Source organism: Enhygromyxa salina (assembly GCF_002994615.1).
GTDB classification, from domain to species: domain Bacteria; phylum Myxococcota_A; class Polyangia; order Nannocystales; family Nannocystaceae; genus Plesiocystis; species Plesiocystis salina_A.
In genome coordinates, this window is sequence record NZ_PVNK01000107.1 from 26236 (window position 1) to 51273 (window position 25038).

Annotated in this window: 16 protein-coding genes and 1 pseudogene; 10 read left to right on the top strand and 7 right to left on the bottom strand. The window is 68.6% G+C overall.

The window, feature by feature from the left end; translation table 11 throughout:
- Positions 1-2: 2 nt before the first annotated feature.
- Together ENSA5_RS09285 and ENSA5_RS09290 are read right to left on the bottom strand one after the other, a co-directional pair.
- On the bottom strand, positions 3-1709 hold the full coding sequence (locus ENSA5_RS09285; protein ID WP_258182798.1) for a GMC family oxidoreductase: 1707 nt from the start codon (positions 1707-1709) through the stop codon (positions 3-5).
- A gap of 143 nt (positions 1710-1852) precedes the next feature.
- The gene (locus tag ENSA5_RS09290; protein ID WP_258182799.1) at positions 1853-3574 is read right to left on the bottom strand and encodes a DUF2330 domain-containing protein; all 1722 of its coding nucleotides are present in this window, start codon (positions 3572-3574) and stop codon (positions 1853-1855) included.
- Positions 3575-4013: 439 nt separating this feature from the next.
- Here ENSA5_RS09290 and ENSA5_RS09295 point away from each other — a divergent pair, with 439 nt between their 5' ends.
- The 3 genes from ENSA5_RS09295 to ENSA5_RS09305 are packed head-to-tail and all read left to right on the top strand — an operon-like array spanning position 4014 to position 8840.
- Complete coding sequence (locus ENSA5_RS09295; protein WP_106391275.1) at positions 4014-5663, top strand: serine/threonine-protein kinase; 1650 nt, start codon at positions 4014-4016, stop codon at positions 5661-5663.
- A complete protein-coding gene (locus ENSA5_RS09300; RefSeq protein WP_146155501.1) occupies positions 5660-6796 on the top strand; it encodes a DsrE/DsrF/DrsH-like family protein in 1137 nt (378 codons plus the stop codon). Before ENSA5_RS09295 ends, ENSA5_RS09300 begins: the two co-directional genes overlap by 4 nt.
- Positions 6797-6803: 7 nt before the next feature.
- Positions 6804-8840, top strand: coding sequence for a cation:proton antiporter (locus ENSA5_RS09305; RefSeq protein WP_146155502.1), 2037 nt, complete (start codon positions 6804-6806; stop codon positions 8838-8840).
- 118 nt (positions 8841-8958) lie between these two features.
- Here ENSA5_RS09305 and ENSA5_RS09310 read toward each other — a convergent pair whose 3' ends face one another.
- Together ENSA5_RS09310 and ENSA5_RS09315 are read right to left on the bottom strand one after the other, a co-directional pair.
- Positions 8959-10701, bottom strand: a complete 1743-nt coding sequence (locus ENSA5_RS09310; protein WP_258182800.1) for a DUF2330 domain-containing protein — start codon at positions 10699-10701, stop codon at positions 8959-8961.
- Between the two features lie 54 nt (positions 10702-10755).
- Positions 10756-12324, bottom strand: a complete 1569-nt coding sequence (locus ENSA5_RS09315) for a hypothetical protein (protein WP_106391278.1) — start codon at positions 12322-12324, stop codon at positions 10756-10758.
- 100 nt (positions 12325-12424) lie between these two features.
- On the opposite strand from ENSA5_RS09315, the gene ENSA5_RS09320 reads away from it, so the two are divergent.
- The 3 genes from ENSA5_RS09320 to ENSA5_RS09330 all read left to right on the top strand — a co-directional run bounded on the left by ENSA5_RS09320 (position 12425) and on the right by ENSA5_RS09330 (position 15267).
- Positions 12425-14194: an IgGFc-binding protein gene (locus tag ENSA5_RS09320; RefSeq protein ID WP_106391279.1), complete on the top strand. Its 1770-nt coding sequence runs from the start codon at positions 12425-12427 to the stop codon at positions 14192-14194.
- Between the two features lie 363 nt (positions 14195-14557).
- Positions 14558-14836, top strand: coding sequence for a hypothetical protein (locus ENSA5_RS09325; protein ID WP_106391280.1), 279 nt, complete (start codon positions 14558-14560; stop codon positions 14834-14836).
- 89 nt (positions 14837-14925) lie between these two features.
- On the top strand, positions 14926-15267 hold the full coding sequence (locus ENSA5_RS09330) for a hypothetical protein (protein WP_106391281.1): 342 nt from the start codon (positions 14926-14928) through the stop codon (positions 15265-15267).
- A gap of 549 nt (positions 15268-15816) precedes the next feature.
- Here the strand turns inward: ENSA5_RS09330 and ENSA5_RS09335 are convergent.
- The 3 genes from ENSA5_RS09335 to ENSA5_RS09345 form a co-directional block, all read right to left on the bottom strand.
- Positions 15817-17478 carry a zinc-dependent metalloprotease family protein gene (locus ENSA5_RS09335; protein WP_146155504.1) on the bottom strand — a complete coding sequence of 554 codons (1662 nt, stop codon included), beginning with the start codon at positions 17476-17478 and terminating at the stop codon, positions 15817-15819.
- Positions 17479-17601: 123 nt separating this feature from the next.
- Complete coding sequence (locus ENSA5_RS09340) at positions 17602-18672, bottom strand: tetratricopeptide repeat protein (RefSeq protein WP_106391283.1); 1071 nt, start codon at positions 18670-18672, stop codon at positions 17602-17604.
- A 61-nt stretch (positions 18673-18733) separates the two neighbouring features.
- Positions 18734-19600: a hypothetical protein gene (locus ENSA5_RS09345; protein ID WP_146155505.1), complete on the bottom strand. Its 867-nt coding sequence runs from the start codon at positions 19598-19600 to the stop codon at positions 18734-18736.
- A 296-nt stretch (positions 19601-19896) separates the two neighbouring features.
- Here ENSA5_RS09345 and ENSA5_RS09350 point away from each other — a divergent pair, with 296 nt between their 5' ends.
- The 4 genes and pseudogenes from ENSA5_RS09350 to ENSA5_RS09365 form a co-directional block, all read left to right on the top strand.
- Positions 19897-21726 (top strand): DUF1549 domain-containing protein, encoded by a 1830-nt coding sequence (locus tag ENSA5_RS09350; RefSeq protein ID WP_106391285.1) that lies wholly within the window; start codon positions 19897-19899, stop codon positions 21724-21726.
- A gap of 19 nt (positions 21727-21745) precedes the next feature.
- Positions 21746-23155: a DUF1501 domain-containing protein gene (locus tag ENSA5_RS09355; protein WP_106391286.1), complete on the top strand. Its 1410-nt coding sequence runs from the start codon at positions 21746-21748 to the stop codon at positions 23153-23155.
- A 20-nt stretch (positions 23156-23175) separates the two neighbouring features.
- Positions 23176-24537 carry a hypothetical protein gene (locus ENSA5_RS09360; RefSeq protein WP_258182801.1) on the top strand — a complete coding sequence of 454 codons (1362 nt, stop codon included), beginning with the start codon at positions 23176-23178 and terminating at the stop codon, positions 24535-24537.
- 161 nt (positions 24538-24698) lie between these two features.
- Positions 24699-25038 (top strand): annotated as a pseudogene (locus ENSA5_RS09365) (hypothetical protein); the annotation flags it as partial.

A 25038-nucleotide genomic window follows, 5' to 3' on the forward strand; every position in this document is an offset into this window, starting at 1 on the left:
CCTCAGCTGGGATCGAGCAGCGGCAGCGCCCCGCGGGCCGACTTGGGCAGCGGTGAGCTGTGCCCGGCCCGCTTGGACGGGATCTTGCTCATCGCCCGCTCGGCCAGCGCGGTGATCGTGAGGCTCGGGTTCACGCCCGGATTCGCCGAGATCGCGGAGCCGTCGATCACGTACATGCCCTCGTAGCCGAACACCCGATGGCGCTCGTCGATCACGCCCTCGGTCTCGTCGCGGCCCATGCTCGCGCCGCCGAGGATGTGGGCGGTGGTCGGGATGTTGAGCGCGGTCTCGGTCACCAGCGAGCCGGCGAAGCCCTGGACCTTGTCGGCGACGGCGCCCGCGAGCTCGGTGGCCTCGGGGATCGACGCCGTGGGCTTCTCGCCGCGCTCGAGATCGCTGCCCATGTGCTTGCCGAGCAGGCCCTTGCGACGAAAACGCAGGGTCCCGTCGGCCGAGCGCATGTACAGCAAGATGATCGTGTACTTGGCCCAGTCGGGCACGGTGTAGCTCTTGATGAACTGGATCGGGTGGGCGATCGACTGGCCCATGGCCTGCAGCAGCTTGATGACCCCGGGCGCCTGACCGCCGACGTGCGGGGCCATGAGCAGGCGAAAGAAGCCCGAGCCCGAGCCGTAGCGGACGACCTCGAGGTGCGAGTGGTCGTCGGTCTGGTAGATCGAGCCGATCGACACGCCCTTGCTCAGATCCTGATCGCGGCGCTCGGTCATCACGCCGATCAGCGACTCGGAGTTGGTCCGGACCTGGCGGCCGACGTGGGCCGAGAGCCGCGGGAGCGAGCGCTCGCGCAATTGCAGGAGCAGGTCCACGGTTCCGAGCACGCCGGCCGAGAAGATGACCTGCTTGGTCGTGTAGCGCTTGCGCTCGCGCAGGGCGCCGAACAGACCCTTGCCCTCTTTGGTCAGGACCTCGTAGCCGCCGCTGCCGTCGCCGGGCGCGAGCGGACGGACGTCGACGACCTCGGCCTGGGCGCGCAGGGTCAGGCCGAGCTTGCGCGCGAGGTACAGGTAGTTCTTGTCGAGGGTGTTCTTGGCCCCGTGGCGGCAGCCGGTCATGCACGCGCCGCACTTGATGCAGCTGGTGCGCTCGGGGCCGTGGCCCTCGAAGTAGGGATCGGGCGCGGTCACCCCAGGCTTGCCGCCGCCGCCCTCGTCACCCTCGTCACCCTCGTCACCGAAGTAGACCGCGACGTGGGTCTGCTCGAAGGCCTCGGGTTGCCCGCGCTCGGTCGCTATCTGCTTCAAGATGCGGTCGGGCGGGGTCAAAAAGGGCACCTGCCGGGCGCCGAGCATGCGCCGGGCGGTGGCGTAGTGCGGGGTCAGCTCCTGCTCCCAGTCGGCGAGCTCGGCCCACGCCGGGCTCTCGAAGAACCCGCGCTTGGGGATCGGCAAGGTGTTGGCGTAGACCAGCGAGCCGCCGCCGACGCCCGCACCCGCGAGGACCGTGACGTGCTTGAAGAAGCGCATCTGAAAGATCCCGCGGAAGCCCAGCTCGGGCATCCACATCCACTTGCGCACCTGCCAGTTGGTCTTGGGGAAGTCCTTGGCGCTGTGCTCGTCGCCCTTTTCGAGCATGAGCACGTCGTAGCCCTTCTCGACCAGGCGCAGGGCCGAGACGCTGCCGCCAAAGCCCGAGCCGATGATCACGTAGTCATGATCGAGGCCATGATCGAGTGTGCGTTGGGGTGCCACCGATCTTGCTTCTAACACGGTTGCTTTGGCCCCCCGCAGGCGCCCCGCCCTTCGCCGCGCAGGGCCGCTGCGGGGTCGGTCCTTGGATGGGATGGTTGTGAGCTACGCAGCCCCCCGGGGGGCTGCGTATTTGCGCGCAGGGTCTAGTCTTGGCCGCGGCGGCGGCGGACGAGGCCCATGAGGCCGAGGGCCGCGAACCCGAGCAGCGCGCCGCCGACGGGCTCGTCGTTGGCCGAGCAGCCGCAGCCGCTGCCGCTGCCGTCGTCGTCGAAGCCAGCGTCGTCGCCTCCGCCGCTGCCGTCGCCGCCGTCAGCGCCGTTGCGCTTGCCCTCGTTGTACTCGTCGAGCAGGTCGTTGATCTTCTGGGTGTTGTCGACCAGGCTGATCAGCGGGGCGTTGTCGGCCATGCCGTCCTGGTCGATGTCTTCGTCCCAGGGCATCTCGTCCTGGAAGTCGGGCCAGACCAGCGGGTCACCCGCGGGGAAGTAGACCTGGCGGCCGTCGGGGATCTCGACGGTCGTGCTGCCGTCGCAGTGCAGGGTCTGGGTTGCGACCCGCTGGGCGGCGACCTCGGGCAGCGAGGAGTTGGCCCGGAACATCGGGTCGGCGTTCATCTCGCTCGGCGAGATCGTCGTGTACATGCGGGTCAGGTAGGGGTTGTCGAGGACCAGGTCCCGCGCCTTTTGGCCGGGCTTGAAGATGCGCTCGTCGAGGTCCGCCGTGAACCCGGCGGCGTCCCAGGCCATGAGGTCGATCTGGTCGGCGTAGCACTCCATGCAGTCGTAGAACTCGACCTGGTCGACGCCCTCGGGCACCGGGACGTAGCGGTCGAGGATGCCCTGCAGCAGCGGGTGGAAGGTCGTGCAGCTGGCGTCCCATTCGAGGTCGCAGAACAACAGGTTTTGCTCGGTCAGGGTGTCGACCACGCCGACCGGGCTGTCGCCCAGGGCGGCGTAGGGCGCGGGGTCCCACAGCTCGTCGTAGACCCCGGCGAGGGAGATCGTGTTGGCCCCGGCGTACTCGGTCACGAACGCGTTGCCGTCGGCCTCCTGGGCGTCGACGGCCATCGAGATGACCTCCTTGTAGTTGGCCGCCTGGTTGAACCAGTCGATCTTGAGCGAGTTGATGAGCACGTGGCGGTAGTTGATCGGGACCACCCGGGCGTCGCCCAAGAAGAAGGTGCGGATGTCCATGTCGTCGGCCGCGGCGATCGCCGTGAGCCGGAGCGGGACGCAGGGCGCGGTGCCGTTGTAGCGGATGACGATCGGGTGGACATCGGAGACGTCGGTCTCGACGCCGAGCTTGAGCGCCACGAACAGGTACTCCTCCTCGATGTAGGTCTCGAGGATCGGCTCGGCGTTGGGATCTTGCTGGTAGCCGTGGTCGCCGAGCCAGGTCATGACGCCCTCGACGGTGCCGCCGTCGAGCACGGCGATCTCGTAGGCGCCGACGCTGCCGGAGAACACGACCGTCGGGCCCTCGCCCTCGCCCTCGTCGCCGTCACCGTCGCCCGAGGCACCGGTGTCACCGTTGGGGCCGTCGTCGCCGCCGAAGCCTTCGTCACCGCCGTCGCCGCAGAAGTCGGTCTGGTTGTTGACCCCGTAGTTCGGCACCGAGGACGCGAGCATGTTGTCGAACAAGATCTGCGAGCCGACCGAGAACTCGGGCAGCGCCGTCACGGGGATGACCCACGCGAACTTCTCGGCCTCGGTGTTGGGATCGATCTGGATCTGGATGTGGGCCTCGACGTAGTCGTCGCCGATCTTGAACAGGATGTTCTCGCCGGTCTGGTCGACGGGCATGGTGTTGGGGCCCGAGTCGCAGAAGCTCCCGCCACAGGCCTCGGCCTCGGTCGGGAGCAACATGGGGACTGCGAAGGCCAGCGCGGAGCAGGCAGCGATGGAAGCTAGGCGAAATTTGTGGGTCATGGGTCGTACTCGGTCGGGGGGGGTGCTTCTCTTGTGCCACGGGCGGACAGATCCGATCACCGACATCGGCGGGAGCACGACCCTGACCCCGAGAACGTTGATCGACGCGGTTTGGGCGGCCTGGAGGCAGGGGGGCGTGACTGACGCTGACCCGATCCGAGATCCAGTGTGGACTGCGCGCACATCGCCAATTGCGCATGCTGATGGGTCGAGCGCCAAGTTTCGCCTGCTTCGCTCGACCTGCCGCTCAAATCGCCAGTAAAACGACGTTCTGTGACTGTTTGAGCACACTGGAGCTTCGCATGCAGTTTCCGATCGGAGGGGGGCCGGGCGTTGGGTCCAACTCGTGTCACGTTGTGCGCGACCGAGCCTTCTCATGCCAACCGCGGCCCTCCAAGCGGGCCAGGTTGTCCTCGACTCCTTTCGTCTCGAGCGACAGCTTGGCGCCGGAACGTACGCTATCGCCTATCTCGCCCAGCAACTAGGCACGGATCGGCGCGCGGTCGTCAAGGTCCCGCACCCTCACCTGCTCGCGGGGCCCCACGGCCGCGAGATTCGTCGTCGCTTCGGGGTCGAGGCCCGGGCCGCCACGCGAGTTTCGCATCCCAACCTGGTCACCGTCTACACCGTCGGCGAGACCGAGCAGGGCATCCCCGCGATCGCCATGGAGTTCGTCGACGGCGAGCCCTTGTCGACCCGACTGAACGCAAAAGCGCCGCTGCCGATCGACCAGCTCGGCGCGCTCGGGGAGCAGCTCGGCGAGGCGCTCCTGGCCCTGCACCAGGCCGGGATCGTTCACCGCGATCTCGCGCCGGGCAACGTCATGGTCCGCAACGGCACCAGCGGGTTGGTCGCCAAGCTGCTCGACTTTGGCGTGGCCAAGCTGCTCGACGCCCCGACGCGGACCCTCGGCCCGATGGGGACCCCGGGCTACCTCGCCCCCGAGCAGCTCCAGGGCCAGGTCACGCCGCGCTCCGATGTCTACAGCCTCGGCGCGATCTTGTGGTGGGCGCTGACGGGCCGCGAGCGGCCCGACGACTACGCCGATGGCTCCTTGCGCGCCCAGCTCGGCGCCTCGCAGGGCCCGGATCCGCTGAGCTTGCGGCCCAACGCGCCGCCGCGCCTGGCCGCGGTCATCTCTCGCATGCTGGTCCCCGCCCACGAGCATCGCCTCGACGTCGACGCGTTCCTCGGCGAGTGGCGAGCGGCGCTCGCGGCCACGGCGGCCCCGCAGCTCGTGCCGCGGTCCGGGTCGTGGTCGGGCTCGGACGAGCATCGCCGCACGACGCCCTTGCGATCGCCGACGGTCGCGGTCGTCGTCGGCAACTCGATCTTGCGCACGCTGACGGCCAGCTACCTCGACTCGCGCGGCGACCTCGACATCGTGACCTGCGACGCGCGCGAGCTGACCCGGGCCAACCCCGGGACCTACGCGGCGGCGGTCCTCGACGCCGACCTGCCCGGCGTCGACATTCGTGAGCTGCTCCAGGTCCTGTCCGAGTGTCACGAGGAGCTGGCCCTCGTCGTGATCGGGAGCGCCGAGCAAGCCGACACCTACTGGGCTGCCTACGGCGCGACGGCCTTCGTCAAGCTGCCCGAGGAGCTCGAGCAGCTGCGCGGGGTCGTGTATGGCGCGGTCGGCCGCGGGCTGACGACCGGGGCGTTGAGCTCGGGCCGCCTCTCGGTCCCGGTCGTCGAAGGTCTGCGCGCGCGGGGGCAGCTGCATGCCAGCCTCAACGGCTTCATTGGCGACATGCCCCAGTGGATTGGCGACCTGCAGGTCGCCCTCGCGACCGAGCCCGAGCGGGCGTCGGCGCCGTGCAGGCAGCTGCTCGCGAGCGCCGAGTCCCTCGGGTTGCGCGACCTCGCCCGCCTCGCGCGTGCAGCCTGTGCGTTCCTCTCGCGCAACGACTTCGAAGGCGCGGCTGCGTTCGCGGTCGCGCTCGAGCGCGAATACCACGAGGTCTTTCCCGAGGTGTTCGAGCTGATGATGAACAGCGGCCCCGTGGAGACAACAACAACGTGACCAGCACTCCCGCGCCTACCATTGAACTCGACTGCCTCGGCATGAAGTGCCCGGCGCCCGTCATCCGCGTCGCGCGAGAGGCCGCGCTGCTCCGCAGCTCGGGCGGTTTTTTGGTCATCCGCGCCGACGACCCCGCGTTCCGCCCCGACATCGAGGCCTGGGTGCGCAGCAGCGGCGCCCAGCTGCTCGAGCTCGAGGACGAGGGCGGCGGCGTGGTCCGGGCCTGCGTGCGCGTTGGCGAGGTCGAGCGCCAGGGCTCGGCGCCCGCGGCCAGGTCGTCGGAGATCTTCTTGGATCTGCGCGGTGCCCAGTGTCCGGGTCCGGTCATCGCCCTCGCCAAGCTCGCCGCGCGGCATCCGGCCGGGACCGAAGTGCGCGTGATCGCGGATGACCCGGCGTTTGCGCTGGACCTGCGCAGTTGGGTGCAGTCGGGTCGGGCCGAGCTCCTGAGCCTCGACGACTCGAAGCCCGAGATCGAGGCGCGGCTTCGGATCGCGGTCGCGCCCGGGGCCGCGCCGACCGCGATGCCGGCCACCGTACCAGTGAGCGCGGGACCGAGCGTGGGACCGAGCGCGTCACCGACGACCCAGCCCATGACCGCGCTCGCGTCCCAGCCGAGCCCCGAAGCGTCGACGCCTGCGACCCCGAAGCGCTGCACGCTCCTGGTCCTGCACAACGATCACGAGGCCCTGCTCGCGGCCCTGCTCGTTGCCAACGGCGCCGCCGCCCAGGGCATGGAGACGAGCCTATTTTTCACCTTCTGGGGCCTCAACCTGCTACGCGGAGACCACCCCGATCCAACCCAGCCGCGCGAGCGCGTGAGCTTTTTGCAGCGCTTGATGAAGTGGATGATGCCCAAGGGGCCGACGCGACAAAAACTCGGACAGATGCACTTCGCGGGGGTGGGTAAGGGTATGCTCTCGTCGATCATGCGCTCGCAGAACATCCTCGGGCTGCCCGAGCTCATGCGCAGCGCGCAGGATCTCGGCGTCGGCTTCACCGCGTGCACGATGAGCATGTCGGTCATGGGCATCACGACCCGCGACCTGTACCCGTACCCGAACCTCGAGTTTGCCGGGGTCGCGACCTTCGTCGAGCGCGCCAAGAATTCGAGCTTGAGCCTGGTGTTCTAGGTCTAAGGTGGAAGCACACGAAGGAACCCTAATCATAGATCTCGCCCTGGTCACGGGCGTCGCGGCGGTGACCGCGATGATCGCTCGCCGTCTCGGCCAGCCGAGCATCCTCGGCTACCTGCTCGCGGGGCTGATCGTCGGCCCCTACATCCCGATACCGCTGTTCGCCGACCCCGAGCGCATGGCCGCGCTCGCCGAGGTTGGCGTCGTGCTCGTGATGTTCGCGGTTGGGCTCGAATTCCGCATTCGACGACTGGCCGAGATCCTCCCCGTCTCCGGGCTCACCGCGATCGTACAGATTGGCGCGCTGGCCTGGGCCGGCCACACGGTTGGTTCGGTGCTGGGCTGGTCGTCCGCCGCGAGCATCTCGCTTGGGGCGACGCTGGCGATCTCCAGCACCATGGTGGTCAGCGCCGTGTTGCGCGCGCAGCCCGTCGATGCTGACGTCCGGGCGCACGTCTTCGGCATCCTCGTGGTCCAGGATCTCGTGGCCATCGTGCTGATGGCGGTCGTCACGACGCTGGCGTCAGGGCAAGAGCTGGGCCTGCAGTCCATCGGTCGACTGGTCGGCGAGCTCGGCGTGGTTGTCCTCGGGATGCTCGTGCTGGGCCTGCTCGTCCTCCCTCGCCTCGTGCGACTCGCGATCCGCCGTTTCGACTCCGAGGTCCTCGTCGTCCTCGTCGTCGGCGCCGCGTTTGGGTTGGCCAGCGTGGCAGAGCTGTTCGGCTACTCCGTCGCGCTGGGGGCGTTCATCGCAGGCATGGCGGTGGCGGAGTCTGGCCGCGGCGAGCAGGTCGAGCACGCGATCGAGTCGCTCCGCTCGCTGTTCGCAGCGATCTTCTTCGTCTCGATCGGGATGACCGTCGATCCGACGATGGCCTGGCAGAGCATGCCGCTCGCCCTCGGGCTGTCTGCCGTGGTCATCGCCGCCCAATTCGTGTCGGTCACGTCGGCGAGCATGTTGACGGGCAGCTCGCTGCGGCGCTCTGTGTTCTCCGGGCTGGCGCTCGGTCAGATCGGCGAGCTCTCGTTCATCCTCGCGACCATCGGCATCGGCGGCGGCGTCCTGCCCGAGGAGACCCTGCCCGCGCTCGTCACCGTGGCAACGGTGACGGCGTTCACGACCCCCTTCTTGTTGGGACGGGCGCAGTTGGTGGTCGACGGGCTCGACCGGCTCATTCCGGACCGCGTCCAGGACTTCCTGTCTGCGTACCAGACCTTCGCGCGACGAAGTCGAGGCGACAGCGACGAACGACCCCTGCGGCGCTCCGTGGTCGCGGTCCTCCTCGACTGGACCGTCCTGCTGCTGATCTACGTGACCCACCACGCGCTGGGTCGTTCACTCGCCGCCAACCATCTCATCATCCTGAGCGTCGGCGCGGTGCTCCTCGCTGCGCCCTTCCTCGTCGGCCTGGTCCGCAGCGGGCGTCGTATGGCCTCGCAAGCTCGAGAGCTCGCCCGGGGCGACGGTTCAAACGACGGGCCATGGGCGAGGGCGGTAGAGGCGGTCGCCTTGCTCACGGTTGTGCTCTCGGTCGGCGTCCCGACCGTGGCGATCGTGCAGCCCCTGCTCGCCGGGCCGTGGGCGCAGGCGCTCGTGGTCGCTGCGCTCGTGGTCGTTCTCGTCCTCGTCGGTCTCCGGTTTCGGGCCGTCAAGCCGGGCTACACCTCCGAGGTGGCGCAGCTGGCGTTTCGGCTCGCCGACCAGCTTGGCCCTGCCGCGGGCGACACCGGCCAAGCGCCGCACTTTGATCCGCTCAGCGGTCTCGACTACGAGCCGCTGCCCGTCGAGGCCAGCAGCGGAGCCTGCGGCTCGACCCTCGCCGAGCTAAACCTGCGCTGCAAGACGGGGGCGACGGTGGTCGCGATTTCTCGCGGCGACGCCTCGGTCCCATTCCCCACCGGTCACGAGCGCTTGCAAGCGGGCGACCTCGTCGCCCTGTCTGGCTCCGACGACGCGCTCGAGCGAGCTCGAGCGCTGCTTGCCGCCCCAGCGGACAGCTCCGCGCCCCCGGCTGCAGCGCTCAGCGAGGCTGCGACCTGAGCCGGCGAGGGCTCGGCGTAGCGAGCTCGCCGCGAGCCCTTGTCGCAGAAGGTCCCGCCGCAGGCCTGCGCCGTGCTCGGCGTAGCGAGCGGCAGCGCGAGGCCAACGAGGGGCAGGCTCAGCGCGAGCGCCGACGGCGAATGAGCCCAAACAGCCCGAGGGTCATGAAGCCAAAGGCCACGCCGCCCGCGGGGGCCTTGTCGCCGAGGGTGCAGCCTGCGTTGCAGCTCTGGGGGAGATCGCCGTAGCCCTTGCTCTTGTTGTACTCGTCGAGCAGGTCGTTGATCTTCTGGGTGTTGTCGACGAGGTTGATCAGCGGGGCGTCGTCAGCCATGCCGTCCTGGTCGATGTCCTCGTCCCAGGGCATCTCGTCCTGGAACTTGGGCCAGACCAGATCCTCGTTGGCGGGGAAGAACACCTCGCGGCCGTCGGGCAGCGTGATGATGCGGCTGTCGTCGCACAGGGTCCGCTGGGTAGCTCGACGGTTGTTGTCGACGTCGGGCAGCGAGGCGTTGCTGCGGAACATCGGGTCGGCGTTCATCTCGCTCGGCGAGATCGTGGTGTACATCCGGGTCAGGTAGGGGTTCTCGTTGACGAGCTGGCTCGCGCGCAGGCCGGGCTTGAAGATGCGCTCGTCGAGGGTCGTGGCGAAGGCCTCTGCGTCCCAGGCGAGCAGGTCGATCTGGTCGACGTAGCACTCGAGGCAGTCGTAGAATTCGAGGGGGTCGAGGCCGTCGGGGACCGGGATGTACTGGGCGAGGATCGGCTCGATCAGCGGGTGGAGGCCGTAGCAGGCGGCCTCCCACTCGATGTCGCAATAGTAGAGGTTGTGACTCTCGAGCTGGTCGATCGCGCCGACGGGGCTGTCGGCGAGCGCGGCGTAGGGGGCTGGATCCCAGTTTTGGTTGTAGACGTTGTTGAGCGAGATGACGTCGCTGGGGCCGGCGTACTCCGTTACAAAGGCGTTGCCGTCGGCCTCCTGGGCGTCGACGGCCAAGGAGATGACCTCTTTGTAGTTGTCGCCGTCGTTGAGCCAGTCGATCTTGAGCGAGTTGACGAGCACGTGGCGGTAGTTGATCGGGACCACCCGGGCGTCACCCAAGAAGAAGGTCCGGATGTCCATGTCGTCGGCCGCGGCGATCGCCGTGAGCCGGAGCGGGACGCAGGGCGCGGTGCCGTTGTAGCGGATGACGATCGGGTGGACGTCCTCGACGCCGGCCTCGACGCCGAGCTTGAGGGCGACGAACAGGTACTCCTCCTCGAGGTAGCTGGCGAGGATCGGCTCGGCGTTGGGATCTTGCTGGTAGCCGTGGTCGCCGAGCCAGGTCATGACGCCCTCGACGGTGCCGCCGTCGAGCACGGCGATCTCGAACGCGCCGACGCTGCCGCTGAACACGACGTCGGGGCCGGCGGGGTCGCCCGTGTCCCCGCCGGTCTCGCCGCCTTGGCCGCCGTCTTCGTCGCTGAAGGTGGTGGCGGCGGTGCTGTTGGCGTCGTCGTCGGCGGGGGCGCAGTCGTCGGTCGTGAAGTTGCGGCCGTAGGTCGGCACGGAGCCGGCGAGCATGTTGTCGAACAAGATCTGCGAGCCGACCTCGAACTCCGGCAGCGAGGTGACCGGGATGACCCAGGCGAAGGCCTCGGCCGAGGTGTTGGGGTCGATCTGGATCTGGATGTGGGCTTCGACGCTGTCCTCGCCGATCTTGAACAGGATGTTCTCGCCGGTCTGGTCGACGGGCATCGCGGTTGGACCGGCGTCGCAGAAGGTGCCTCCGCAGGCGTCGACGGTGCTCGGGGTCAAGAGTGGCAGGGCCAGGGCCAGGGCCGGCGCGGCGATCAGGGAAGCGTATCGGAAGGTCATCATGGGGCTCACTCGGGATTGGGGGTCTCTCGGGGGTGCCACGGGCCGAAGATCCGATCAGCCGCTGCCCGAATTCGGACCCTCGTCCGCTCCAGTCGGCCACAGCAGCCACCACAGCGCAAACAGGGGCGCCAAGCTGAGCGGACCGGGGAGACCCAGGAGGCGGCCGAGGGTCGTCGCCGTGCCCGGCGAACTGGGCGAAAACAGCTGTGGAACTGCGTACGCCCAGATTGGGTTGCCGTGGCCGGGGGCCTCGGGGCCCGCGGCCGTGATCAGCGTGATCTGAACGCAGGCGACCCCGGCGAGGGCGGCCGTGGCCCACGGGACCCTCCGCAGCGCGGGGCCGAGCCCAACTGCCAAAAAGGCCAACATCGGGACAGCGTGGCGGGGGCCGAGGGCCGCCCCGCCGTCCCACATGTAATATCCGCTGTTGAGGAGCAGGTACCAGGCGATGATCGCGAGGCCGAGGACGAGATCCGGGGTCCGCAGCGGGCCGCCTCGGCTGCGCAATAGCGCGCTTTGGGCTCCGAGCGCAGGGCCGCCCTCGAAGATCCGCAGCGCCAGGCCCCAGGCCGCGAGCAGCAGCACCGGGGACAGATAGAAGAGGCCGCGGAAGCTGCCGAAGAGCAGCTGGCCGAGGACCTCGAGCTTCGGGGCGCCGATGCCGTAGTTCACCGCCATGCCAGCCGCGAACTCGTCGAGGTAGACGAAGTCGTAGCCGGTCGCGAACGGGCCTCCGAACGCCCAGCTGTGGTACCCGGCCAGGACGAGCGCCCAGGGCAGGCCGCCGAGGCAGATCCACGCGCCGAAGCCAAGCCCCCGACGCCAGCTGGCCCAGGCGACGATCAACACGACCGGGACCGCCGCCGTGTACTCGCACAGCACGGCCCAGCCAAGCAGGCCGCCGACGATCAGCGCGAGCGACCGGGAGACCCGCTCGTGGACGTCGCTGAGCACGACCAGCGCGAAGCTGGCGAAGAGCAGATCCGCGACGAGCTGGTGGCCGTAGAAGCCGCAGGCGTAGCCGAGGGCCGGGGTCGCGAGCAGCCACGCGAGGGTCGCCCAGGTTGCGAGTCGGCGCTCGCCCCCGAGCTCGCGCAGCATGACCAGGTAAAACAGCGCGCCAGCAAGCAGCGTGGGCAGCGTGACCACGAACATCCTGCACAGCCACAGCGCGACCAGCGTCGCCGGGTTGTAGACGAGCACGTCGCCGGGCTCGCGATCTTCGGGTGCCGGGGTCAGCCCCGCTGCCTCGATCGCGGGGTCGAGGGGCTCGACCCGCACGCTCGGGAGCTCGCCGCCGGTCGCTCGCCGGACCAGATAAAAGCCCGCGTAGGGCACGGTCGCGAGGAGCGACACGCCCGGCGCCTTGTCGCTGTAGAAGTGGCCGTCGCGGTGGCTCTTGTCGCCGGTCGTGACATGCCAGTCGTCGATCGTCACGTCGCCGTGCTCGACCAGCGCCCGGGTCAGCGCGAGGCGGGAGTTTTGGTTCCAGGCTGGCGGGCCCACGAAGTAGGCGAAGGTGCACAGCAGCGCCAAGCCCACCGCCCAGGCGCGCGGGTGCTCGGCCACGCGCGCGAGGAGCTCGCGCACGAAGGCGCGGACGCTGACGGGCGCGACGGACACCCCCGAGCGTGCACGCGCCCGGGGTCCTGGCGCAAGTGGGGCAGGGGGTGACAAGACCCTGCGCAGGGCGGCGCGGTCGTGCTATCGCTGGTTCGCTGCCATGCGCCTAACTTCGACTAGCTTCAAGCCCCTGCGACTCGTCGCGCCGCTCCTTCTCATCGCGAGCCTGTCTGCCTGCACAGATCCGCCGTCGTCCGAGAATGGCAGCGGCGACGGCGACACGACCGGCGACGGCGACGGCGACGGCGACACGGGGGACGAGGGCCCGGTGCTCATCTGCAAGCCCGGCGAGACCCAGTGCCTCGACGCCGAGACCCTCGAGGTCTGCGCGCCGACCGGGCTGAGCTGGGAGCAGGTGCCCTGCGAGGGCTACGAGCGGTGCGACCCGAACTTCATGGACGAAGAGGGCAGCCTGACCGCTGTCTGCTTGGGGCCGTGCGAGGAGCTCCAAGACTCGGCCTCGTCCGAGGGCTGCTCGTTCTACACGACGAGCATGTACCAGGCCACGCTGCCCTTCAACGTGACCGAGGAGCCGTCCGACGCGATCGTCGTCGGCAACCCGCAGCTCGATCGCGAAGCGACCGTGTCGCTCTACTATGTGCCCTACGGCAGCAACAAAGAGGAGCTCGTCGAGGAGATCGGCGGCGAGCCGATCGAGAACCCGGTCGTGATCCCGCCCGGCGAGTCCCACGTGTTCTTGCTCGATCCCACCATCACGATCTACCAGGACGAGCAGGAGACCTCGCTGTTTCGCAGCGGCGTCGTCTACCACGCCGAGAGTGATCTGCCCGTCGTCGCCTACCTCCACGCGCCCTACGAGGCCCAAAACACCAACGCCTCGACCCTGCTGCTGCCCGAGCACGTGATGCAGAACGACTACGTGGTCTACAGCCACGGGGCCTGGCAGATGCCCAACTACTTCACCGTCATCGCGCTCCACGACCAGACAACCGTGACCTGGCGGCCGAGCGTCGAGACCGCGGGCAACTCGCTGCCGCTGCCCTTCGTCGAGCAAGGCGAGATGGGCAGCCAGCTCCTCAACCGCTTCGACAACATTCGGATCGACACCTCGATCAAGCACGACCGGCTCAAGTGCGAGCAGGATCTGTCGGGCACGGTGGTCTCGGCCGACAAGCCGATCTGGCTGGTCTCGGCTGTTCGCGTGCTGCGGCTGCCGTGGTGCGGCGGGATCGTCCCGGGCTGCAACGACGTCGACGACATGAGCTGCGACTACGGCTCGGACTTTGCGATGGAGCAGAACTTGCCGCTCGACTACTGGGGCCGCGAGTACGTCGGCCCCGCGTCGCCGGTCCGCGACGGCGAGCAGCACCACTGGCGGGTGTTCGCGGGCGAGGACAACGTGAACGTGACCGTGACCCCGGCCCAGCCGGGCACACCGATCAACCTGGCCCAGCGCGGCGACTGGGTCGAGTTCATCGTTCCAACCGGGACCGATCTGCTGTTCGAGGGTGACGGCGTGTTCATGCCCGTCCAGTACGTGACCGGCCACCATGACAACGCCAACAACATCGGCTCGCCAGCGATGATCCAGATGGTCCCGACCGCGCAGTTCCTGGACCGCTACGTGTTCGTGACCGGATCCGGCTACTCCCAAAATTATGTTCAGGTCATCCGCGAGGCCGGGACCCCCGACGTGATGCTCGACGGCGCCGCGGTCGCCGGCTGGTCCGCGGTCGCGGGCTGGGAGGTCGCGACGGTGCTGATCGAGGAGGGCCCGCACGAGATCACCAGCGCCGGCTCGTTCGGCATCGTGCAGTACGGCTACTCGGAGCACGTCGGCGCCGAGCAGAACTCTGCCGGGTACGGCTACATGGGCGGGATGAAGGCCGAGGTCATCTACATCCCGTAGGGGTCCTCGCGCAGCCCAAGATCACCACGGGCTGCTAGCACCCCGGGCTGCTAGCACCCCGGGCTGCTAGCAGCCCGGGGTGCAATGCATCGTGTCGCCTCGCGCCGGAATTTTTGCCGAGGGCGCGAAGCCAAAACGCCGCTGTACCGGGCGTACTGCAAGTTTTGGCGACAAAGCCCTCGGGGAAAAGGCCAAGCGAGGCGGCGCGAGGCATAGCACCCCGGGCTGCTAGCTTCGCCGGGTGGCGACTGTGCTCGCCACACAGACCGGACCGTCGCGCGGCCGTCTTCGACCGTCGCATGACCGACGGATCACGGCACCCACCTTGCAGCGGATGCGAAGGTGCCGTGGATCGCAGCGTGTGTGGCCGTCGTCGTCTTCTCCATCGCCTGGTTGGTCAGCCGACGCAGCCGCAAGCTCTACGGTGAGCTTGACGAGTTCGACATGACCCGCGATGCCAGCGAGTCGATCAAGGAGGTGCTCGTTCGGATGGCCAGGTCGCGGACGCTCGAGGCCGCTCGAGTTGGCACGGTGCCCGCCTTCTCGGGCGCCGTGAGTGAGGCCCTGACCCAGCCATGTGCGCCATCGGGCGGGCAGCCGAGCAGCCGGGGTCGCTCGCGGATCTATTTTCAGGCCTACTGAGGGCGCGCGTCGAGGGCGCCCGTTTTCACGCAAACGATGGCGGAGCTCATCCCAGCCTACCGGGGACAAAGTACCTGCTAGAGTGCGGCGTGGCCTTCGAGCACCAACGCGCCGCAGCGCTGAGAATCCTCCAGTCGATCGAGCTGGGCTCCTTGTCGAGCCCCGAGTTGTTCAACCTGATCGAGGAGGCCGATCCTACCTTGGTCTACCTGATCTTCACCTGGCTGCGGGTGCGCTACCGATCGGACCCGGCGGCCGAGGGTGTCATCGGGCGGATGGTCGAGCTGTGCAAGCGCTACCCGTCGGTCACGGCGCAGGTCAAGGAGGGCCAGGCCGACTCGGTCGTGGAATGGTTCGAGGACGAGTACGCCTACGGGGACCTCGACGCGCAGGCGTTTGTGGCGCTGGTCGTCGACAAGCTCGAGAGTTGAGCTGCGTTCTTCGTGGGGGGGATTCGGCGGGGGGCTCGGGGTTGTTGATGAGGCTGGGGCGTGCCGTTGAGGGTCCGCGCAGGGCCGCAGGAGGTCCGAGTTCGGGGCGTCGCCTCTCCATCTGGAGTGCAGAAGGCTCTTGGTGCCGCTTCTCCAGGTCGGTTGGCTGGGCGTCGAAGGTGCTTTTCGTACGGCGATACCCCGAACTCGGACCTCCTGCGGCCTTTTTGCGCTCTGCTCTTGGCAGGGGGTGACCCCGCTCCGGACTGGCGAGCGTCATTCGGCTGACTGTCTTTCTCGTCTTCGAGACTCGGGGCTGCGGGCCGACAACGTCGGTGCGCTCGGGGCCTCGGTTCTGGGAGACTGTCTTTCTCGTCTTCGAGACTCGGGGCTGCGGGCCGACAACGTCGGTGCGCTCGGGGCCTCGGTTCTGGGAGACTGTCTTTCTCGTCTTCGAGACTCGGGGCTGCGGGCCGACAACCTCGGTGCGCTCGGGGCCTCGGTTCTGGGAGACTGTCTGAGAGGTCGCCGCGCTAGCACCCCGGGCTGCTAGCGGCGGCTTAGCTGGACTTGGGCCCGCGGGATGATGTGGGGCTCGCTGTCGTCGTCGACGCGGACGATCTCGTCGACGCCGTCGAGCTTGGCGAGCTCTGGGGGCAGCTCGGTGATCAGCCAGGCCGTCGAGTAGTCGTTGGTGTAGCGCACGACCGAGGGCAGGAGGGCGAGGACCTCGCCGTCGCCGCGGAGCTCGACGTAGTGGTCGTAGTCGTCGCCGTAGGGGTCCGCGTTGGTCGGCAAGGTCCCGTGCGAGGTCCACCAAAATTCGGTCCCGTCGTTGCTGATCGAGGCCGTGAGCAGGTCCTTCTCGGCGTAGCCCGCGGGCCCGAGCGCGAGGTCGAGGCCGCCGTTGTCGGCGTCTTCGTAGTCCCAGCTGGTCAGGGTGCGTGCGCGGCTGAAGGTCTTGTTCCAACTCCACCGCGAGACCCACGAGGGCCCGCAGTAGCTCATGTAGTCGTAGTGGTTGTCGGGCGAGTAGAGCTGGAGGCTGACGATGCCGAAGCCCCAGGTCCCGAGCAGCCCGTTCTCGTAGGGGTAGCTCGGGTCGGGGCTCGCGGCGTTGGCGAAGGGGCAGTAGACGTGGTTGAGGCCCTCGTTGTGGCCGACCTCGTGGACCACGGTGCCGCGGGCGTTGGCGCCGTTGTTGGGCACCGCGGTGGCCGAGACCCGCGAGTCGCCCTCGCCCTTGCCGGGCCCGGGGACCGAGGCGATGCCGGCGACGCCGGCGACGCCGCCGTTGGGGACCGGGAACAGCGCGTGATAGTAGACGTTCGGGAACGCGAGCTCGTTGTCGCGCAGGGCCGCGAGCGGGCCGAGGAGCTGGCCGAGGTTGTTCATCGGGAGCTCGAAGAGCACCGGCTCGTGCAGCTCCCAGTCGACCTGCTCGACCGGGTTCTGCTCGTAGAGGTAGTCGGTGATCGCGGTCATCGTCGCGTCCGAGGTGTCGGTCGTGCGGTCGATGTTGTCGTAGAGGTGGTGGTAGGGGACGAAGACGATCTTGAGCTCGACCGGCTCGGGCTGGATGCCGAGCGCGTCGGGCTCTCGTGGGGTCTGCCAGATGCCCTCGGGCTCGCCACCTCCGGCGCCCGCGGCGAGCTCGTGGAGCTCGACCTTGTAGGTCATGCCCGGCACGACCTCGTTCGACTCGGCGACGAGCCCGAAGAAGAAGATCTCGTCGAGGGTGTTGGGGGCGCTCGCGCTCGAGACCTCGCGGACCTGCCTGAGCGTCTTGCCCGTGCCGTCGGGGAAGCCGAGGATCAGCCGGGCCTCGATCTCGCGCGGGACGAAGCTGGGGTCGAGCTCGTAGTGGACGCGGATCAGGGTGTTGCGGTTCTTGACCAGCGGCCCGAAGCGCTCTTGTGCCGGGATCCACTCGCCCTCCTCGCCGACGAAGATCGCCGTGCCCTGGTTGGCCTCGACCTGGGTGATCGAGATGCCCGTCGCCGGGTACTGCTCGAGGGGCTCGGTGCCCTCGGTGCCCTCGGTGCCCTCGGTGCCCGCGTCTTCGGTGGCGGCCTCGTCGCCGTCACCCTCGCTCGCTCCCATGCCCGCGTCGTCGATCGTCAGGTCCGTGATGTCGCTGCCGCAGCCGTAGAGCGCGAGCGAGGCGAGCGCGAAGCCAGGGACGACGCGGGTGAGCTTCGGCAGGAACATGAGGTCGAACATACGGAAATGCCCGGCATGGTGCGAGCCTTAGCCGGGCATTCCTGGTATTCGAGTTCTTGTTCGTTGTCGAAGAGGTATTTTAAAATACGATTACGAGGCTTGCTGCCGAGGTCAGTTCGACGCCGCGCCGCTGGCCCGGTTGATCTTCACGAGTAGATCCCGCGCGGCCGAGAACTCTGGCGCGAGCTCCAGCGCCCGCAACAACGCCGCCCGCGCCTCGTTGAGCCGCCCGAGCTGCCGCAGCGTGCATGCCCGCGCAAACACCCGCTCGGCGCTGTTTGGATCCCAGCGCAGGCTGTCGTCGATCGACTCGAGGGCCTCGTCGAGCCGCCCGAGCGCGGCCAGCATTTGCGAGCGAAATTGACACACATTGGCCCGCTCGTCCGGGTCCAAGAAGGGGAACTCGACGGCCTCGTCGAGCACCGCGAGCGCCTCCTCGACGCGGCCGCGGCCGAACAAGTTCGCAAACAAGTTCCACCGCGGCCCGGGGTTCTCGAGGTCGGCGGCGACCGCCCGGCGGTGGTAGGCCTCGGCCCGGTCGCGCTCGCCGAGGGCGGTGTAGCACCCGCCGATGTTGGTCAGCACGAAGCTGCGGGCCTCTTCGTCGGGGTGTTCGACCAGCAGGCGCTCGTAGACCTCGATCGCCTCGCGCGGGTGGCCGGTGTTGGCGAGGGCGATGCCGAGGTTGAGCTGCGCTTCGGGGTCGGCGCCGAGCTCGATCGCGCGGCGCAGGATCGGCTTGGCGGGCTCGGGGCGGTCGACGGCGACGAGCAGCTTGCCCTTGAGCGCGAGGGCCTCGGGGTCGTCGGGGTTGGCGACGAGGCGCAGATCCACGGCGTGGAAGGCGAGCCGGTAGAGGCCGCGCTCGCGCAGGGCGAGGATCTGCTCGGCCTGCGCGGGCAGCTCACACTCGCGCTCGACCTGGGTCACGAGCTGCGCGTGAAGCTGGGCGCAGTGACGGCAGCGGCCAGCGTCGTCGAGCTCGCCGCGATCGCAGCTCAGGCAGACCCCGGGCCGCGGCTCGCTCGGGCCCATCGGGTTGAGCTGCAGGACCTTGTTCTTGCACCGCTCACAGACCCAGCCGAGGCAAAAATGCGAGCTCGGACCGTAGTCGACGGGCTGTTCGAAGGTGAGCGGGGAGGGGGACGGACAGTGGGGACAATTGGGTGCTGACCACGACATGATTTCGGGACCTCGCCGTGGTGTCGGCCCGGTCCCGAAGGCATTGCAGAAAAAGTTTGGCCTACTTGTTTTTTTTCTTCCGGGCGGCCTTCTTGGCCTTCTGGTCGGCCCCACCGAAGAAGTAGGTGATCGACAGGCCGAAGAACACGCCGCCGTGCTCGCCGAGCTCGAAGCCGAGCCCGGGCCCGTTGGTGGTCCCGAGCCGCTCGCCGACGCCGGAGCCGGGGTTGGTGTCGGAGTTGTCCTGCTCGTCGGGCTCGCGGTTGCCGGGGATGATCCGGGCGACGAAGCCGAATTCGGGCGTGATCGCGACCGAGTCACCGATGAACACGTTGGTCGTGATCGGGATCTCGATGTCGATCTCGAGCGGGCGGTCGAGGGTGTCGGGGTTCTCGTCGCCGGGCTCGAAGCCGACGTAGACGACGCCGCGCCCGCCGAAGCCAAAGTCGGCCGAGATGTACTTCGCGCGGTTGCCCTGGACCGGCCAGTAGAACGCCTGGACGCCCGCGCCGAGCAGGCCGACCGTGCGAGTCTCGCTGAAGTCGCCGTCGTCGCCGGCCTCCTTGTGCGAAAAGGTCGAGAAACCGACCAGCGCGCCGAGGCTGAGCTTGGACACCGGGTAGTAGCGCAGCGAGATCGCGTTGACGCCCGAGAGCGAGCGGGTGCCCCCGAGGCCGACGCGGCCCTTCATGCCCGCGGTGTCTTCGGCGTCGTCGATGGCGGCGGCGTCGGCGTCGAAGCTCGCGTCGGGCTCGGGCTCGGGCTCGGGCTCGGGCTCGGGCTCGACCTCGGGCTCGGCCTCGGCCTCCTGGTCTTTGTCTTTGCCCTTCTTGCCCTTGGCCGGGGCCGCGCTGGCAGCAGCTGGGAGGGCGAGGACGGCGATCGCGGTCGCAGACGCGACGAAACGCTGAACGTGGCCGAGCTTCATGGGCCGGAAGATACCCCGGTGCTCGCTGCCCCCAAAGCCCAAGCCGCCCCGCATGTGATTCTGGACGCAGTCTGTACCCCTTGCGAGCGAGATCACCAAAGCTTCGACCGGGCGGAGTGCGCAGGAGAAATTCGACGAAGGGGCCATGTCCGGGGGTCGGGCTGGGGGTTGGCGACCACGGCAAAAGCGGGCGATTGAGGCCGCCAGGAGGCTGGGCGCAGAGCTGGCCGCCGCCTATCATTGTTGCGTGCCGACGCGTCGTCTCCGCTCGATGTCGGCCGCCCACTAGGAGTCTCATGCACGAAGCCTCAGATTTTCGGTCACCCCGCTGGCTCTCGTCGACCGGCCTGGCCCTCACGATTGCGCTCGCCGGCTTCGGCTCGAGCGCCTGCGTCGACGTCGAGGGCATGGATCCGGCCAGCCCCCAGCGCGGCCCCGGTGAGCTGGTTGGCAACGGCGCACCGATCACCGACGGCAACTTCCCCGGCGGCTACGACGAGCCGCCGGCACCAAACGACGCGGTCCCGCCAACCGAGGCTCCGATCGAGTGCGACGTCGTCTGCCAGGACTACTGCGAGTCGCTGGCGCTGACGAACCCGGTCAACCGCGGGGTCTGCACGAACCTGTGGGGCGTCGGCCTGGCCACCCAGCCGGTCGATCGCCGTCAGGCCTGCCGCAAGCTCTACGCCGACATGGTCGGTCGCTACCCGACCCCGGCCGAGCTCAACGGCGTGTGCAACAACGAAGACTGGAGCGAGACGGTCAAGGCCCTGATGGCGACCGACGAGTTCGTGCTCGTGCAGCAGCGCCGCTGGGCCGACCTGATGCTCTACAACAACCGGATCGTCAACGTCGAGCGTATCTTCGACCAGGACGATCTGGTCCGCAAGGCCTACCAAGGCTACGTGCCCTGGGATCTGTTCGCGGCCGTCACGGCCTCGCACCCGGTCCTGGTTCGTCGCTACGACACCGCGGGCGACCGGGCCGAGGCTGCGTTTCGCCTGTTCCTCCACCGCCCGCCCTACGAGAGCGAGCGCAGCGACATGGCCCGACTCTACGCGGTCTGGACCAACGGCTACCGCGAGCACTCGCACCTCGGGACCGTGCCCGACGCCTACGTCAACTACAACTGCGTGCTCGGGAGCGACGGCCAAGACGCCGACGCCGGGGCCTGCACCAGCGTCCTGTGGGGCCACAACAAGCTCACGCTCGAGCCCGACGATCGGCGCGAGAACAGCGGCGAGCAAGAGGGCATCATGTGGAGCGGCTACATGACCGCCGACGAGTGGGAGGCCGTCCAGCTCCCCGGTCGGATCATGGCCCAAGAGACGATCTTCTGGGAGGCCGCGGTCGACGACGTGCTGATGCAGTACCTCGGCTACGACCTCGGGACCGAGGTCCAGGCCGTGCGCCACGAGCTCGTCACCTACCTGCTCGAGAACGAGGCCGACATCCGCTCGGTCCACTACGCGGTCGCAACCTCGATCCCTTACCTGCAGAGCTCGCAGGGCTACGACGACAGCGAGTTTCGCTGGACCTTCGGGCCGCTCAAGCAGATCGCTCCCGAGGGCTGGCTCGACTCGATCAAGCGCACGACCGGGGCCGACCTCGCGACCTGCGACCACCGGATCTCGCACCCCGAGGACTACCTCGACGAAGACATGGGCGCCAACGGCTGGACCTTCGCGCTGATCAACAACTCGCGCTGGATCATCAACGAGGACCGCGACCTGGTCACCGACTACCGCGGCCTCGCCCAGACCCTGGGCGGCTGCCCGACCAACGAGATCGGCGGGCGCTTCACGACCGTCTCGATCCTCAACACCGCGGTCCAAGAGGCCTACGTGGCCGAGGTCTGCGACCCGGCCCTTCAAGGCGGGGGCGTGAGCGCCTCGATCCTGCTGCCCGAGGGCATGGACGCCAGCACGGCCCTGACCGCCGACGTCGCCCAAGAGATCGTCGCGCGCCAGACCCGGCTGTTCTACGGGCGCGAGCCGAGCGAGTACGAGATCGCGCAAGTCGAGGGCTACGCCGATCAGTGCACGCCCAAGCCCTGCACGGCCGAGAGCTTCGCGCGCCCGACCTGCTTCGCGCTGCTCTCGTCGGCGGAGATGTTGTTTTACTAGCTCCGAGGAGGCCCAACTCATGACTACGCAAGACAAGAAGTTCAAGACGACTCGGCGCGGCTTCCTCAAGACGGTCGGGCTCGGCGGCGTGGCGACTGGCGCCGCGATCGGGGCGCCCCACCTGTGGATCCCCAAGGCCCACGCGAACACGGTCGGCTTTGGCACCGCCAAGCACCTGATCTGCATCCGGCTGTCGGGCGGGTTCCGGTTCCCGACCGCCTTCAACTCGGACGTCAGCGACGAGTTCAGCCCCTGGGGCACGGCCAACGGCGTCGCAAGCGGGACCGAGTGGGGCGTCGGCAAGCTGCTCGAGACCGCGGGCGGCGAGGGCAGCTGGTACTCGCAGGAGCTCCAGAACATGGGGGTCCAGCGCTTCACCGACGTCGCCAACGAGGTCGCGGTCATCCCCTGCGTCGACCACGAGCCGCTCTCGGGCTCGGCCGACGGCAACCACCAGACCGGCCTCGAGCGCTACCTGACGGGTCACGTCAACGGCCAGACGGGGCTGTTCACGATGATCAACTACGGCCTCCGCGAGCGCTACGCCCTCGCCGCGATGGAGGGCGTGACGCTGCTCCCGGCGATCATCATGGGCCAGTCGGGCATGGGCCGCGGCATCGGTGAGTACGCCGCCTACCGCCCGCCGCTGATGCGCGGCGACGACCTCGATCGCTTCGGCTTCAACACCGACGACCTGCTGCCCGAGTGGGCCCGGCTGATGACCAACGACTACGATCTGCGCTACCGCGATCGCGTCCAGCTGCCGCACTACCCGACCGTCGACGCCTACCTTCAGTCGCGCGAGGCGACCAAGGCCTACGCCGAGATCTTCTCGAGCGACCCGCTCAAGATCGAGAACGGCTCGACCGAGCCCTTCGACGGGGTCAGCAACGCCGAGCTCGCCGCGGTCTTCGGCAACAGCGGGGCGTCTCGCAACCTCCGCCTCGGCCTGCGCCTGTTCCACTATGGCTGCCCGGCGATCTACCTCGATCAGGGCGGCTACGACTATCACTCGGGCGAAGAAGAGGGCCTCCCGGGCCGGCTGCAAGAGCTCACGCGCTTGATGTCCGGGCTGTTTTGGGCGCTCAAGACCATGGAGCACCCCGAGGGCGGCAGCTACTGGGATCACACGATCGTGACCCTCGGCAGCGAGTTCTCGCGGACCACTCGCGGCGGCCGGTTCAACTCCGCCCGCGGCAGCGACCACGGCGGCGACTACGCGACGCGGTGGATGTCGATGCCCTTCTTCGGCGGCCCGATCGCGGCTGGCGGACGCAGCATCGGGAGCACGGCGGCGGGCGACCTCTCGCCGACCGGCAAGGTCCTGAGCTATCGCTCGACCATGAAGACCATGTTCGACGCGCTCGGCTGCGACCACGAGCCCTTCTTCCCGGCCGACGAGCCCTTCGACGATCTGTTCATCGCCTGACGAGCAACCAAGGAGCCGCCATGACCCTGTTTCGCCCGTCCTCCTTGTCCCTGGCCGGCGCCGCCCTGGCGCTCGGCGCCTGCACTGTCAGCACCAGCTTCGACCCCGGCGAGATTGATTTCGAGCCCGAGCGGCCCGAGACCACGACGCCCGACGACCCCGACCCCTACACCGGCGACGACGAGATCGTGCTCGAGGCCCAGTCGAATTTCCGGACCGGGATCGAGCTCCATCAAAAGGTCATCTGGCGGACCTGCACGCCCAACGGCGGCGTCTGTCACAACAGCAAGGAATTCCCGGATCTGCGCACGCCCTCGAACTTCGTCAACGCGTTCGGGGCCAACTGCAACGTCCAGTACGGTGAGTTCGAGTCGGTCTACGATCGCTGCGAGCGACCCGGCGATCGCTTCCGCATCGCCGGCGGCGGCCTCAACAGCGGCCAGATCGAGATCGGCTGGATCGAGAGCATCCCCGGCGACATCTTCGAGGGCGAGGGCCTGCCGCCCGAGGACTCGCCCGGCTTTCACATCCACCTCGCCGATCCGATCCCCGGCGAGCAGACCGAGGTCTACACGACCGGCGAGTTCGAGCGCACCTTCATCAACGAGGGCAAGGTCGAGGACTTCACCTTCGCCGAGTACACCACGCTGTGGTACGTGCTGCCCGGGCGCAAGCACCTGATCGGCGAGGTCCGCGAGTACCAGGTCGACCAGGTCCAGAACCTGTTCACGGTCGGCATCATCGAGGGTGACGCCAACCGCAACGAGGTGTTCGGCGCGCGCGAGGACGACCCCGTCCACCTGCTCGAGCCCGGCTCGCCCGAGACCAGCTACCTGATCGCGCGGCTGCGCGGGACCATGCTCGGCGAGGAGATCCCCGGCTCGCGCATGCCGCTGGCCAACGCGCCGTTCACGATCCCCGAGATGCTCGCGCTGTTTTGCCTCGTCGAGGGCTTCCCCGCGGACGGGACCGAGGCCGACCTCGATCGCGGCATCGACTACGCCAACTGCTCCTACAGCGAAGACCCGGCCGGGCTCGGCCTCCTCGGCGAGGGCGTGACCTGGTCGGCGCGGATCTCGAAGATCCTCGAGTTCAACTGCGGTGGGTGCCACGGAGGCGCGAACCCCGAGGCCGGGCTCACGCTCGTCGGCGACGAGGTCTACGCCCGCCTGCTCGAGCCCTCGACCCAAAACCCCGAGCTGCCGCTGATCACACCGGGCGTCCCCGAGGAGAGCTACCTCTACCTCAAGCTGATCGGCGACGACTCGATCACGGGCAACCCGATGCCCTACAACCCGCTGACCGGCGAGGGCACCCTCGGCGAGGCGGAGCTCGCCGACGTCTTGACCTGGATCACCAACGGCGCCGTCGAGAACGAGTAGAGGGCGCGACTCACGAGCGCTCCCCGGCCCAAGCCGGCCCCAGACACCGAGCGCCACGCCCCCTTTTGGGGGCCACGCAGGCGTCTGCGAAGCTCATCCCAGGCGACCGGGTGAGTGAGCGACCTGCCGTCCAGCGGCCGCGCTTGGCATATAATCCCACGATGGCTTCTGCGGACTACGCTCGGCTCCTTCTCTTCGGCGCGGTGATCAGCTCGGGCTTCGGGCTCGCCTGTAACGGCGGCCCGGAGGTCTCGCTCGAGACCTACAACGACAGCGCGGCCGAGGACTACGGCTGCATCCTCGGTGACCTCGAGTGTGAGTGCGCGGCGGGTGACCAGTGCGACGCCGGGCTCACCTGCCAGCAGGGCATCTGCCGCTGCATCACGCAGGAGTGCAAGGAGCCGCCGCCGACGACCGGCGACGGGGACTCGGAGACCGGAATGGAGACTGGGACCGAGACGGCGGGGGATGGGGACAGCGGAGATGGGGACGGGGATACTG